This is a genomic window from Desulfobotulus pelophilus (genome assembly GCF_026155325.1).
Lineage (GTDB): Bacteria > Desulfobacterota > Desulfobacteria > Desulfobacterales > ASO4-4 > Desulfobotulus > Desulfobotulus pelophilus.
In genome coordinates, this window is sequence record NZ_JAPFPW010000013.1 from 12,264 (window position 1) to 25,464 (window position 13,201).

The following is a 13,201-nucleotide window of genomic DNA, read 5'->3' on the forward strand; positions in this document are numbered from 1 at the left end:
GAAGTGGTGCCGTGAACATTCGCTGCTCAGAGCCATTCCCTGGTTTTTTTTGAATGTTGAAAGGAGTGTGGTTTCGGAGCAGCCACAGAAATATGAGGTATGGGTATGACGCAAGCACTGAATACACCTGAATTTGGTCCCCTTCAAGGGGTGAGAGTTGTTTTTTCTGCCATTGAGATTGCCGGTCCATTTGCTGCACAGATGCTTGCAGAGTGGGGTGCGGAGGTAATCTGGATAGAAAATGTTGCCTATGGTGACACTATCCGGGTTCAGAAGAATTACCCTCACTTGTCCCGTCGTAATCTTCATGCTCTGTCTTTGAATATCTTTTCAGATGAGGGAAAAGAGATTTTTTTAAAGCTCATGGAGACAACGGACATTTTTATTGAGTCCAGTAAGGGCCCGGCCTTTGCCCGCAGGGGGATCACTGATGAGTTGTTGTGGAAGCATAACAAAGCTCTCGTCATTGCACATCTTTCCGGGTTCGGTCAGCATGGAGTTCCAGAGTACACCAATCTTGCAGCATACAATACCATAGCTCAGGCTTTCAGTGGCTATCTTATTCAGAACGGTGACAAGGATCAGCCCATGCCCTCATTTCCCTATACAGCCGACTATATTTCCGGATTTACGGTTGTCAGTTCTGCGCTGGCGGCTCTCCTGAATGCCCGTAAAACCGGGGTTGGAGAAAGTATCGATGTGGCCATGTATGAAGCCATGCTGAGGGTTGGGCAGTACTACATGATGGATTATTTTAATGGTGGAGAGCTCTGTCCGCGTATGACAAAGGGTAAAGATCCAATATGGGCCGGCTGCGGACTTTATACCTGTAAAGATGGATATATTGTTACAGAAATAGTTGGTGAACCTCAGGTGGAGAGTATTTTTGAGATTCTGGGTCTTTCCGAACACCTAGGTAGTGAATCTCTTCCTGAAGGAACTCAGCTGATAGCCAGAGAGAATTCTGTGGCCGGGCTCTTTGAAGAAAAGCTGGATGCTTTTTTTCTTGAGAAAACGGCCGCCGAAGCTCTTGAAATACTGGCGGGCATAAAAGTGGCTGGCGCCAAGGTTCTCACTGTTCCCGAGCTGGAATATAATCCTCAGTACATCGCGCGCCAGTCCCTGACGGAGTGGGATGCTATGGATGGCAGCAAGGTCAGAGGGCCGAACGTTATGCCCCGATTTACGAATGCGCCATGCAGAATATGGCGTGGCCTGCCTTCTAAAGGTATGGATACGGCCTTGATTTTAGGGGAGATTGGTTATTCCGAAGAAGAGATAACGGCTTTGCTTGATAAGAACATCATAGCGATGCCGGGGTAGGGATCTCATGAATCGGCAGTGATCATCGCTTGAGGCAAAATGGCGACTGTTTTTATGCCGGTCCCTGTATGGGAGGTGGGGAATTGTGGATATAGTAGGAGAAAAATCGCTGGGATGTTTTTGGGAAAAGCTTGCCCTCCTTTATGGCAGCAGAACAGCTCTGGTATTTGAAGACAGTTCAGGCCGCACCTGCGAGTATAGTTATGCCGATCTGAATGCGGAGATATGCAGGGCTGCCAATCTGTTTCATGGCTTAGGCATTGAAAGTGGTGACAGGGTTCTGCTGCAGCTTCATAACAGTCCAGAATTTCTTATAGCCTGGTTTGGTCTTTCTTTTCTTGGAGCGGTCAGTGTTCCTTTGAACGTTCATTACCAGGAAAGTGAGTGTGCCTACATCCTGGAGAAGTGCCGGCCAAAAGCTATCGTGGTGGAGGAGTCTTTTCTGCATCTGCATGGGAGAAAATGCAGTGATAACGAAAGAAGTGTTGAAATCGTGCTGATTGCCCGGCTGGATGGAGACACAGAACATGCCGGTTGCCTGAATTTTAATACTCTTTTGAAAAATCAGAGCTCTGGTCTGGCAGAGAAGTTTTTAGTTTCCCCTGATGCCCCTGCCGAAATTCTGTTTACTTCCGGCACTACATCAAAGCCCAAGGGCGTTGTCATTACTCACCATAACCTCCTGTTTGCCGGTCGTTACACAGCATGGCAATGTTGCATGAGGTCCGAAGACAGATACCTCACCATGATGCCGGCATGGCATATTGATTTTCAGTGTACGGCAGCTATGCCGACCTTCGCATCGGGTGCAACATTTATCATGCTGGAAAGCTACAGTGCCCGAAAATTCTGGCAGCAGGTGTGTATTCACAGGGCAACCATAACGGAATGTATCCCTCTTATGGTGAGGACCTTGATGCTGCAACCTCAGAGATCATGGGAAAAAGATCACTGTCTGCGGGAGGTTTTCTTTTATCTGACTCTGACGGAACAGGAAAAAGAAGCTTTTGTTGAGCGTTTTCATGTCAGGTTTCTGACTTCCTATGGCATGACGGAATCCATTGTCGGTGTCATTGGAGACTGCCCGGGAGATGAGCGGCGGTGGCCCTCCATGGGCAGGCCTGGTTTTGGGTATGAAGTAAAGGTTATTGGCTGTGACGGTATGGAAGTGTCGCCTGGTTGTGTCGGTGAAATATGCATCAAAGGTGTTCCGGGCAGAACTCTTTTTAAGGAGTACTATATGGACCACGATGCTACGGCAAAGGCCCTGGATGCAGAGGGTTGGCTGCGCACGGGTGACAGGGGATATATGGATGGAGATGGGTACTTTTATTTTGTGGATCGTCAGATAAATGTGATTAAAAGGTCTGGGGAGAATATTTCCAGTACGGAGATAGAGTGCTTTCTGCAGGATCATCCTAAGGTGATGGAGGCGGCTGTGATAGGCGTTCCGGACACCATTTGTGATGAAAGTATCAAGGCGTTTGTGATTCCGAAGGAGGGGGAACAGGTGAGTGAAAAGGAGCTTCTGGAATACTGCTCCATGCATATTGCCAAGTTCAAGCTTCCTGGTTCTGTAGAAATTCGAGAAAGTTTTCCAAGAACCTGTACGGGCAAGGTTCGCAAGAATCTGCTCCGGGAAGAAACCCTTGGGTTGTCAGGAAAAAGTAGTTCTGTGGAGTGTGGTCTGGCGTAAGACGCATAAGCCCGTAATTTTTTTATGAGGGCAGGGAGATTTTTTGGGCAATAAAAATGATCATGGTTATAAAATAGTCTTTGATTTTTTAATGGTAGCGTGAAAATAAGGAGGTAATCATGGCACTGAAGCTGGATATGCAGGGAAAAACCTATGGACCCTTTGTACGCAAGTATGATTTTCGGGAGCTGATTCTGTTTGCCCTTGGATGTGGTGCCGGCGCAGACGGTAAAACGGACCTTGCGTATGTTTATGAAAAGGATCTCAAGGTGCTTCCAATGTTTGCAGCTATGCCAATCGTGGACAGTGAGGTTACAAAAACCATTGATTACGGCTTTGATTGGGGTGGATCCCTTCACTGGGGTTTTGATCTGCAGTTTCATCAACCGATTACCAGCCTGTCCGGGACCCTGAGTACCCATGTGTTGTTGAAGGGACTGTACGATCGCGGAGAGGGACGTGGCTGTCTGGCTCAGCACATTGGAGAAACGTTTGATGAGAATGGAATAAAGCTGTTTACCAATGAAAGCTGGGACTGCGCTCTGTACGATGGCGGTTTTGGAGGCCCTAAAGCCCCTCAGGATCTGGTGGAAATACCTGAAAGGAGTCCTGACTATGAAGTTGTTGAATGTGTTCCTCGTAATCAGGCACTGATATATCGCCTTTCCGGGGACTATCATCCTCAGCACATAGACTGGGAATATGCCCGGGAGAATGGACATGAAATGCCCATCCTTCACGCTGTCAGTACAGCTGGCTTCGCTTGCCGTCACATTATTAAAACCTTCATCCCTGGTGAGCCGGAGCGGCTTACACGCTTTAAGACCCGTATTACCAAGCCCCTATATCCCGGTGTTACCATTAAAACTCAGATGTGGAAGTGGGATGATAACTCTATTCACTTCAGGGTTGTTGATGCAGACCATCCAGACAAAATATACCTGAATTTTGCCCTGGCAGAGTGGAAATAGCCATACCCTGTCTGCCGATGTCCAGAAAAACTTCGGAAAAAACAGTCCAGGGTTGATCATCTTATATAGGAAGGAAAATGGGATATGAAAATTGTTGTGGCTTGTAAGCTGGTTCCTGAGGAGCAGGATATTCGCATTGAGGCAGACGGCTCTCTGGAAATGGGCAAGGCATCTTATAAGATAAGTCCCTTTGATTTGAATGCCATGGAAGCGGCCGTTCAGCTCAGAAATCATGCTAAAGAAGGAACGGTTACTGCGCTGAGTATCGGCGGCAGAGAGTTGGAAAATACCAAAGCAAGAAAAGATATTCTGTCTAGAGGGGCTGATGATCTGATCCTGGTAATGGATGATGACTTCAGCGGAATTCTTCCCCATAAAACAGCAGAAATTATGGCCGCATCAGTCCGTGGTATGGGATTTGACCTGTTGATCTGTGGTGATGGTTCGGGAGATCTGTATGCCCAGCAGGTCGCTATGCGGACGGGTGGGCTTCTTGGAGTCGCGGCTGTGAGTGGAGTCAGCAGGATTCTCGGTATGGAAGCAGGAACGTTGAGGGTAGAGAGAGTTCTGGAAAGTGTGGTGGAAGTTCTTGAAATTCCCCTTCCTGCGGTTATTTCCGTTTCAACGGACATCAATGTGCCGGCCATTCCTGGTATGAAAGCCATTCTTAGTGCGGCGAAAAAACCCGTTACGGTGATGGCCGCCGAAGATCTTGGTCCCTTGTCGTCTTCCGTTCTTGTTGACATGGTGGAAGTAAAAGCTCCCAGGCAGAAAGAGCGGAAAAAATTGATAGTTGAAGGCGATAGCGAAGAAAAAATTTCTGAATTTATTAATCATTTGCGTAAAGTTCTGAACTGATACGGGGGGGATATGAGCAAGGTGTCGAATGTATGGGTGTTCAGTGATTCCGATTCTCGTTTGCCGGAGGTGATAGCCGGGGGCTTGCAGCTGGGAGAAAAGGTATCCGTTTTTGTGGTTGGATCTGAAGAGGCTGTAACTTTGGCATATGCCCTGGGTGCAGAAAAGGTTTATTTTATAGAAAAAGAAGAATCCAGACTGATCGAAAGCTATGCGGATACCATGGCTGCTGTTATAGCCGGGGAGGGTGGAAGGTCTCTGATCATGATGCCCGGGACAAGGTGCTGCAAGGGTCTGGCTTCTCTTTTGGGTGTCAGGCTTGGGGCCGGGGTGATGACCGATGTGTCGGAGTTGTCATCGGAAGATGGTAAGGTCCATGGCAAGCGTATGGTGTTGGGTGGTCTGGCCATTGGCGCGGAAAGGGTGCAGTCAGCTGTCTCCATAGCCGTTATCGCCGGTGGCACGTATAGTCCCGCAGAGCCTGATACATCCCGAACGGGAGAGGCTGTGAAGCTTGATTATATTGAACCAGCCGTATCCGTTCGTTGCACGGAGCGTCGTCCGAGGGAAGGAAGCCGGGTGGATCTTGCCCGGGCCAGGCGTGTGGTAGGGATAGGCAGGGGGATTGCCAGGCAGGAAGATATTGCCATGGTGGAGGATTTTTGTTCCGTCATTGATGCTGAGCTTGGATGTTCCCGCCCGATTGCAGAGGGTGAGAAGTGGATGGAGCATGAACGTTATATCGGTATTTCCGGCGTCATGCCCAAACCGGATCTTTATATGGCTCTGGGAATTTCCGGCCAGATTCAGCATATGGTTGGAGCCAATGGTTCCCAGAGTATTGTTGCTGTGAACAAGGATAAGAATGCCCCTATCTTTCAGTATGCTGATTATGGAATCGTTGGTGACCTCTATAAGGTTGTGCCTGCCCTTGTTAAGGCTTTCAAAAGTAATCAGGACTGATATTTCTTGATATGGCTATATGTGAAGACAGTGCCCAGCCTTTTCAAGAATCTCATTGGAATGGCAGCACGGAAAGGCTGGTCCTTTATGCTGGCAGGTCCGTGCTGTTATTTTCCGGAATAAGAAGAAAGATCACTTTTTTTGAGATGGCTGCCGTTGCATTTCTTTTGTAACGGCTGCGATGGTTTCTGGACAGGGGTGGTCGGGCGGCTTTCGGACCTTGGGCTGGTATCTGGAGGGCAGGTACTTTTTTGAAGCAGGGGGGCGCTGACTGGGAGAAAGCCATAGACATAACGTGAGCGCAGACTGGTCCCGAAAGGGGCGGTGCTTGCAGAGCGGAGGAGCTATGGGAGAGATCGTTTTTTCTATTTTCATTGGTGGCTGTTTAGCTGCTGCTGGTTTGGTTTTGGTCGGGTGGTTGCACCGGGAGCAGAGCCGGAACAGGCCCGGCAGAAAAAGAACCTGAGTGGAGGTGATATTGTGTCAATATACACCGCTGGAGTTCTTTTTAGCATTGTCTTGTATCTCCTGATTGGCATGTATGCCGGAAGAAAGGTCAGGAGTGTTGAGGACTATTATGTTTGCGGACGAAATGCTCCCACCCTTCTGATCGCTGGTACCCTTTTTGCCTCCATGCTGAGTACGAACGGGTTTCTGGGCGATACGGCCTACTGTTATACCGGCAATATAACAACGATGATTCTGATCAATGCCCTGTGTGCCTGCGGTTATGTTTTGGGTCCCCTTTTCTTCGGGCGTTATATCCGCAGAGCGAGGGTAGACACCATGCCTTCTTATTTCGGTCAGCGATTCAACAGTAAGCGCATCCGACGTTTCTCCGGTTTGATAACCGTTATTTCTCTTACCGCCTATCTCTTGAGTGTCATACAGGGGACGGGCCTGCTGATGGAAACCCTTACCGGGTTCAGCCGCTTTTCCTGCCTTGCCATATCATGGATATGCTTTACGGCCTTTACTTTTTATTCGGGATCAAGAGGGGTGGTTATCACTGACACTCTTATGTGCATATTTTTTCTTGCGGCCACTGTTCTTGCCGGTTTTTTTGTATTGAAAGCTGCCGGAGGGGTGGGCAGTCTGGTAGTCAATCTTGCCAGCAGTGCGGATACACCAGATGGGTTGCTGGATTATCATGGAAATACGGGTGGTGGATCAAAACTGGATATGATGACGTATGCCATTAGCATGGGGTTTGTCTGGATGATTGCCGTGGGGGTCAGTCCCTGGCAGGCCGGTCGGAATCTGATGGCCAGAAATGAGCATGTTGTTTTCAGATCCGGTGTCATAGCAGCCCTCCTGACCACTTTCTTTCTGTTGTACCTTTATCTGATGGCAGTGAGTGTGCTTTTGCTGAATCCCGGTCTGGATCCCCCTGAGGGCGTCATTCTGTGGGCTGCTTTTGAATTGGTTCCAAAGCTGGTGGGAGTGGTTCTGCTTACGGGTATCATGACGGCGGGCCTTTCCTCGGCGTCAACATTTTTATCTGTAGTCAGTTTCAGTCTGTCCAGTGATGTTTTTGATATGAAGTTTAAATCGGGAGAAGCCCAGCTGCTTTTTACCCGTTTTACGGTTTTGTTTGTCGGCTTGATTACCCTTGCCCTGGCCAGTTTCAATGTTTCTGATATTCGGGTAACCACCTGGTTTGCCAGTACCATTATTGCTGCGTCCTGGGGGTATGTAGCGTTTGCCAGTGTGTGGAGCCGTAGGCTGACGGAGCGTGGGGCCTACTATTCCATGCTGGGAGGTTTCACAGGTTATCTGGTGCTGGAGATTGCCAGTGATTTTTTGGGGCTGACTTCTGGTCCTGTTGTGAATCCGTTTTTTATTGGCCTTGGCATAAGCATACTGCTGGGATTTTTGGGTTCACGCAATCAGAAAAGGAGTAGTGAAGAAGTCCGTTTTCTGAAAAAAATGCATCAAATCCCAGAATCTGAGACCCGGGATGAGGATTACAGAATTGACAGGATGTATGGGTGGGGGATGGTTGTGGGTGGCTTCCTGATTACCTTCTTTCTGCTGACGTATTGGGTTTTTCCTTATCATGGTTTTTTGAGTTCCGGAGCTGCTTAAAGGATGCCGGAAACCTGATGACAAAGAGGAAATCGAATTCTGTTCAGAATAAACGATAGAAATCGGTGTAATACCGTTGTAAGGGGGACTTATGTCTGATGATAAATTTGATGTTATTGTGGTTGGTGCAGGCCTTGCCGGGTGTACGGCTGCTTTTCTGATGGCCCAGGCTGGTATGGAAACCCTTGTAATTGAAAGGGGTAACTTCGCAGGTGCAAAAAACATGACGGGTGGAAGGCTGTATGCCCACAGTCTTGAGGCCATATTTCCAGGATTTGCCGATGATGCACCCGTAGAGCGTTGTATTGTCCATGAAAAGATTTCCTTTATGGATGAAACCAGCAGCGTAACCCTGGACTATGCCTCAACTGCCAGTGGAAGTCCTGCTGAAAGATCCTATTCTGTGCTGAGATCCAGACTGGATCCATGGCTGGCTGAAAAAGCAGAGTCTGCAGGGGCCGTCTTTGTTACGGGTGTACGGGTTGACGATCTTCTGGTGCGCTATGGTAAGGTTTGTGGCGTCATAGCAGGGGGGGAAGAGATGGAGGCGGATATGGTTATCCTTGCCGATGGTGTGAACTCTCTTCTGGGTGAAAAGCTGGGAATGGTGCATACGGTTACGCCTCATCATTGCGCAGTAGGAGTAAAAGAGGTTATCGAGCTGGGCAGGCAGAAGGTGAATGATCGCTTCGGGTGCTGCGACAAGGATGGTGCTGCGTGGCTTTTTGCCGGTATGCCATCCGCAGGGTATATGGGCGGGGGATTTATTTACACCAATGAAGACAGTATCTCCCTTGGGGTGGTTTTTGGACTGCATAATACGGGCCGTTCCGCTAAGAGTGTGCCTCAGATGCTGGAGGATTTTAAGAATCATCCAACGGTAAGGCCCCTTGTGGAAGGAGGAAAGCTTGTTGAGTACTCCGCCCATGTAGTGCCTGAGGGGGGAATGGAGATGGCGCCTAAGCTTGTGGGGGAGGGTGTTTTAATTGTTGGTGATGCGGCAGGGTTTTGCCTTAATGCAGGATATACGGTTCGTGGTATGGATCTGGCTGTGGCTTCCGGGAAAGCAGCTGCTGTGGCTGCTATCAACGCCTGGCAAAGAGCTGATTTCGGTGCTTCTTCCTTGTCCGTTTACGAAAGGGAGCTTGATGGCAGTTTTATCATGAAAGATCTTAGACTTTACAGGAAGCTTCCTTCTTTTCTGGATAACCGCCGTATGTATAATGATTATCCTGCCATGGCGACGGGAATGATGAAAGATCTCTTTACCGTAAATGGTCCTTCCCGTCCTCTGCGAAAAAAAATGATACCTCATTTGAAAAAAGCCGGATTCATGAATCTGATCAAAGACGGTTGGAAAGGAGTAAGGTCAATATGAATACAAGGGTGAATGTGGATGTGAAGCTCGGCGTTAATAAGTTCTTTGTGGATGAAGGGAATCCTCACATTGAGATTGCGGAGAACCCTTCTTTGCAAGAATATGCAAAGCTGGAGGCGGCATGCCCAGCCGGGCTTTACAGACGGGATGAAAAGGGGGCTGTTCGTTTTGATTATGCCGGTTGTCTTGAGTGCGGAACCTGTCGCATTCTTTGTGGAAAAACCATCGTTAAAAGATGGGAGTACCCCAATGGAACCTTTGGAGTTGAGTTCCGCTATGGTTGATGAAAAAGCCAGAAGCAAAACCGTGTTCTTTTTTTATGCTGGGTTGTGCCAGGATAGTCCCTCCTGCAGTAGAGGGATGGCATGGTGTGTGTTTGTGTGGTTTTCAGGAGGTGGTGTTTTGCGGGTTTCTGGATTGCCTGAGGATGTCTTCGGTGCTATGGGAGTGCATTGCGCATAACTCCTGCGGTTTTCAGCCGTGTTTTTCTGCTGGTTTTTATTCTTTTTTCAGCAGTTCAGGAGTTAGTATTGATATTTTAGAGATTGCCAGGCGCAATGAAGAAACCGTTCAACCGAAAGGAAAAACATGCCATCATCCGAAGAGAGGGCCAGAATCAAGCAGTACCGCATCATGAAATATTTTGTTGGGTCCGCCGCCGAGATAATAAAAAAAGAGGGAGTGGGTGCCGTTACCATTCGCAGGGCTTCGGACCTTGCCGGTTATGCCAGCGCTACAATGTATAATTACTTCGATAATCTCCATCACCTGGTGTTTCTTGCCACCATGAATTATCTGGAGGAATACAATGCTGCTCTGCCCCACTATATAGCCCACTGTCGTAATTCTGTTGAAAGATACATGGCCGTATCAAAATGTTTTACGGAGTACTCCTATGCCGAGCCTGAGATTTACGAGCTGCTGTTTTTTACCCACAGCGACCAGAAGCTTGAGCTGTATACCCAACAGTATTATGAGCTTTTTCCGGAAAAAATAGTGGAGGAATGGCCGGTACCATTGAATAAAATATATAAACATAACAGCATTTATGCACGGAGTTTCATGATGCTGGAAGATTGCATTCAAGATGGCTTCATCACCAGACAGAATGCTGAGGATTTTAATGATGTGAGTCTCAGATTCTATAAAAGTATCCTGCAGGATGTCAGGTCGGGTGTAATGGAAAAAGAGCCTGCTTTGATACTGACAATGAAGTACTATCGGCAGGTTCTTGGTTGCTATATGGAACCAGAGCATCGGTATTTGCTTAGTGAGTATTCTTTGAAAATATAAAAAAGGCCAGGCTGGCTGACGTGGTCTTATGGAGAAAGTTTATGGATATACGTTTGTTTACCCTGGGGCCTTTTCAGACCAATGGGTACCTTCTGTCGGAAGGAGCGAAGGCTGTTTTTGTAGACCCGGGTGATATTTGCCATGCTTTGCAGGGTTTGATTCACAGAGAAGGTTTTCGTCTCACACACGTGCTCATCACGCATATGCACATAGATCATTTTTACGGAGCGGCAGCTCTCTCTGCCGTTACCGGGGCTGAAATAATGGCTGGCTCCGGTGATGCGTTCATGGTGAATGATGAAATGGCAGAAGGACCCCGGTGGGGCTATCCTTTGCTTGGAGAAGATCTTGATTTTACAGTAATTGAAACAAACGATCTTGAAATATTAGGTAGAAAATGTTGCGTGCTGTCCACGCCAGGTCATACGCCGGGAAGTCTGACATACTATTTTCCGGAAGAAAAGGTTGCATTTACTGGAGATCTTATTTTTAAGGAAAGTGTAGGCCGAACAGATTTCAGGGGGGGAGATTCCAGTGTTTTGGCTCACTCCATCCGACGGTCAATCCTTACCCTGCCGGGTGATACGGTTTTATATCCGGGACATGGTCCTTCCACTACCGTTGCACATGAAAAAAAATACAATCCCTGGTGCTGAACTGTTGCGGGGGATGGGGTAGCAGGCACACAGCAGAACAGGGAATTCTGCCGTGTGCCTGTTCTGTTTCCTGTCTGTGCCTCATGTCTACGTTTTTTTCAGTGCTTGCCGGGAGAAATGATAGATGGAGTTGCAGTTGTGGCAGGTAATTTCCAGAGGGAAAGGTCCGTTGGCCAGAAGGTCTTTTCTGTCTTCTTCGGGCAGGGCTTTCAGGTACATACCCATCTGTTCTTCACTGCAGCGACAGAAGAATTCTACCCGTCTCCGGTCGATGATGGCAGGGTTGAGGGCGGCGAAGGTTTCCAGGATCAGGTCGTCAGCCTTTTCTTGCCTGAAAAAAGCCTCGCCTATGCTCGGCATGGACTGCACCCTTTCTTCAAGGGTGAGGATATCTGTTTCCGTGGCTCCGGGAAGGGCCTGAAGAAGAAGACCTCCGGCACCCTTTACAGTGCCTCCGGAGTCAGCGTATATGCTGAGGGACAGGGCGGTGGGGGTCTGTTCCGATGTGGCATAGTAATGGGCCACATCCTTGGCTATATTGCCATAGGCCAGGGCTACCTGCCCGGTAAAGGGCTGGCGTGCGGTCTGGGTATGGCGGGTAAGGGTGAGGATGCCTGCGCCGAAAAAAGGAGAGAGATCCGTGTTCTTCACCGTGTCTTGCACGGGAATGGGGTTTTTGTGCAGATAGCCCCGTACTTCTCCCAGGGCATTGGCTTCGGTACGGAGGCCGCCTATGGGGCCGGAGCAGGAGATTTTGAGCTGGATACGGTCTTCCCCTTTGAGGGGCATGGCCATGAGGGCGGTTGCCATGTAGGCGTGGCCCAGCACCAGGGTTTCCAGAACTCCAAGCCCGTGGTTTCCCTTCATTTCATGGACCATCCGGGTTGCGTGGATGAGAGAGCCGCGGATACTTCCGTTGGCAAGGATAAAAATATGGGCCTTATCCAGGGCATTGGCCCTGAGCTGATCTTTCACTGTGGTGCCCATAGGCGTTTTTTTGATCATGGACAATCTGCTTTCACTAGTTGGCGGAAAAGGGAGGTTGCTCCATTTCCATTTTGCGGGCAAGGGCTTCCAGTTTTCGGGAAAGGGCTTCGGGTACAGGCCGGGTACCCACCCGTTTGCATATCCGAATACTCTGGGACAGGGTTGTGAGACAGACCCGGCATTTGGGACAGTTCTGTAGGTGGTCTTCCAGCTCCCTGCGGGCTTCGCCGTGCAGTTCTCCATCCACATAGGCGGAAAGCCTGTCAAAAAGGGCAAGGCAATGTGCGGGGATATCCGGAGTTTCAGGAAGGGTCATGGGCAAAATATCCTTTCATGGCTTCCCTGATGTAAAAACGTGCCCTGTGCAGCCGGACCTTGACATTGGCCTGGGAAATATCAAGGATCTGTGCGGTTTCCTCGGTAGAAAAGTCTTCCATATCCCGGAGAACCACAACCAGTCTGTACGTGGGGGGAAGGGCATTGATGGCTTCTTTGATTTTAGCCCCCAGTTCTTCATTTAGCAGTCTTTCTGCCGGTTCTTTGGCCCACTGGGGTAGTTCTTCCGGAGCCTGTGCGGCATCTTTAGGCAGCACATCTTCCAGGGAAAGTTCTTGTTCCGGGGCGTATCTGGACCGGCGCCGCATTTTGATGCACACACTTACGGCAATCTTATAAACCCAGTTTCGGAAAAGACTTTCCCTTCGAAAGCTGGACATATATTTAAAAATGTTGATGAATGTTTCCTGAACAAGATCTTCGGCATCCTGGGAATCTTTGCATATTCTCAGTCCGAAATTATACAGGCGGTCCTGATAGCGGCGCACCAGTTCTTCAAACAGGTGCGCCTGCCCTTCATTGATGGCCAGAATCAGGTCCAGATCCGGATCCTGTTTCCGGGGGATGTTGCTGGTGGTCGTTTTGATGGTTTTCTCCTGTTCTTGTCACCTGACAAGCCTCTTTCAGTCAGGTGGAAACACCCATTTTAGGC

Annotated in this window: 13 protein-coding genes; 10 read left to right on the plus strand and 3 right to left on the minus strand. The window is 48.9% G+C overall.

Annotated elements, in window-relative coordinates; translation table 11 throughout:
* Nucleotides 1-105: 105 nt before the first annotated feature.
* The 10 genes from caiB to OOT00_RS11355 all read left to right on the plus strand — a co-directional run bounded on the left by caiB (nucleotide 106) and on the right by OOT00_RS11355 (nucleotide 11,226).
* Nucleotides 106-1,323 (plus strand): L-carnitine CoA-transferase, encoded by a 1,218-nt coding sequence (gene caiB, locus OOT00_RS11310; RefSeq protein ID WP_265425485.1) that lies wholly within the window; start codon nucleotides 106-108, stop codon nucleotides 1,321-1,323.
* Between the two features lie 85 nt (nucleotides 1,324-1,408).
* A complete protein-coding gene (caiC, locus tag OOT00_RS11315; RefSeq protein WP_265425486.1) occupies nucleotides 1,409-3,019 on the plus strand; it encodes a crotonobetaine/carnitine-CoA ligase in 1,611 nt (536 codons plus the stop codon).
* Nucleotides 3,020-3,138: 119 nt separating this feature from the next.
* Nucleotides 3,139-3,990 carry a MaoC/PaaZ C-terminal domain-containing protein gene (locus OOT00_RS11320; protein ID WP_265425487.1) on the plus strand — a complete coding sequence of 284 codons (852 nt, stop codon included), beginning with the start codon at nucleotides 3,139-3,141 and terminating at the stop codon, nucleotides 3,988-3,990.
* A gap of 84 nt (nucleotides 3,991-4,074) precedes the next feature.
* Entirely contained in the window at nucleotides 4,075-4,848 is a 774-nt protein-coding gene (gene fixA, locus OOT00_RS11325) for a putative electron transfer flavoprotein FixA (RefSeq protein WP_265425488.1), read from the plus strand.
* Nucleotides 4,849-4,860: 12 nt separating this feature from the next.
* Nucleotides 4,861-5,811 carry an FAD-binding protein gene (locus OOT00_RS11330; RefSeq protein ID WP_265425489.1) on the plus strand — a complete coding sequence of 317 codons (951 nt, stop codon included), beginning with the start codon at nucleotides 4,861-4,863 and terminating at the stop codon, nucleotides 5,809-5,811.
* 480 nt (nucleotides 5,812-6,291) lie between these two features.
* The gene (locus OOT00_RS11335) at nucleotides 6,292-7,899 is read left to right on the plus strand and encodes a sodium:solute symporter family protein (protein ID WP_265425490.1); all 1,608 of its coding nucleotides are present in this window, start codon (nucleotides 6,292-6,294) and stop codon (nucleotides 7,897-7,899) included.
* 91 nt (nucleotides 7,900-7,990) lie between these two features.
* Complete coding sequence (locus OOT00_RS11340) at nucleotides 7,991-9,277, plus strand: FAD-dependent oxidoreductase (protein WP_265425491.1); 1,287 nt, start codon at nucleotides 7,991-7,993, stop codon at nucleotides 9,275-9,277.
* A complete protein-coding gene (locus tag OOT00_RS11345; RefSeq protein WP_265425492.1) occupies nucleotides 9,274-9,561 on the plus strand; it encodes a ferredoxin family protein in 288 nt (95 codons plus the stop codon). The genes OOT00_RS11340 and OOT00_RS11345 overlap by 4 nt, the downstream gene beginning before the upstream one ends.
* A gap of 304 nt (nucleotides 9,562-9,865) precedes the next feature.
* On the plus strand, nucleotides 9,866-10,570 hold the full coding sequence (locus tag OOT00_RS11350) for a TetR/AcrR family transcriptional regulator (RefSeq protein WP_265425493.1): 705 nt from the start codon (nucleotides 9,866-9,868) through the stop codon (nucleotides 10,568-10,570).
* Between the two features lie 41 nt (nucleotides 10,571-10,611).
* Nucleotides 10,612-11,226 (plus strand): MBL fold metallo-hydrolase, encoded by a 615-nt coding sequence (locus tag OOT00_RS11355; protein WP_265425494.1) that lies wholly within the window; start codon nucleotides 10,612-10,614, stop codon nucleotides 11,224-11,226.
* Between the two features lie 87 nt (nucleotides 11,227-11,313).
* Here the strand turns inward: OOT00_RS11355 and OOT00_RS11360 are convergent, their stop codons facing one another.
* From OOT00_RS11360 to OOT00_RS11370, 3 genes are read right to left on the minus strand one after another with little or no spacing between them, the layout of a single operon-like run.
* Entirely contained in the window at nucleotides 11,314-12,231 is a 918-nt protein-coding gene (locus OOT00_RS11360; protein WP_265425495.1) for an Hsp33 family molecular chaperone HslO, read from the minus strand.
* 16 nt (nucleotides 12,232-12,247) lie between these two features.
* Complete coding sequence (locus OOT00_RS11365) at nucleotides 12,248-12,529, minus strand: anti-sigma factor family protein (protein ID WP_265425496.1); 282 nt, start codon at nucleotides 12,527-12,529, stop codon at nucleotides 12,248-12,250.
* On the minus strand, nucleotides 12,516-13,136 hold the full coding sequence (locus OOT00_RS11370) for an RNA polymerase sigma factor (RefSeq protein WP_368407598.1): 621 nt from the start codon (nucleotides 13,134-13,136) through the stop codon (nucleotides 12,516-12,518). Before OOT00_RS11370 ends, OOT00_RS11365 begins: the two co-directional genes overlap by 14 nt.
* Between the last annotated feature and the right edge of the window lie 65 nt (nucleotides 13,137-13,201).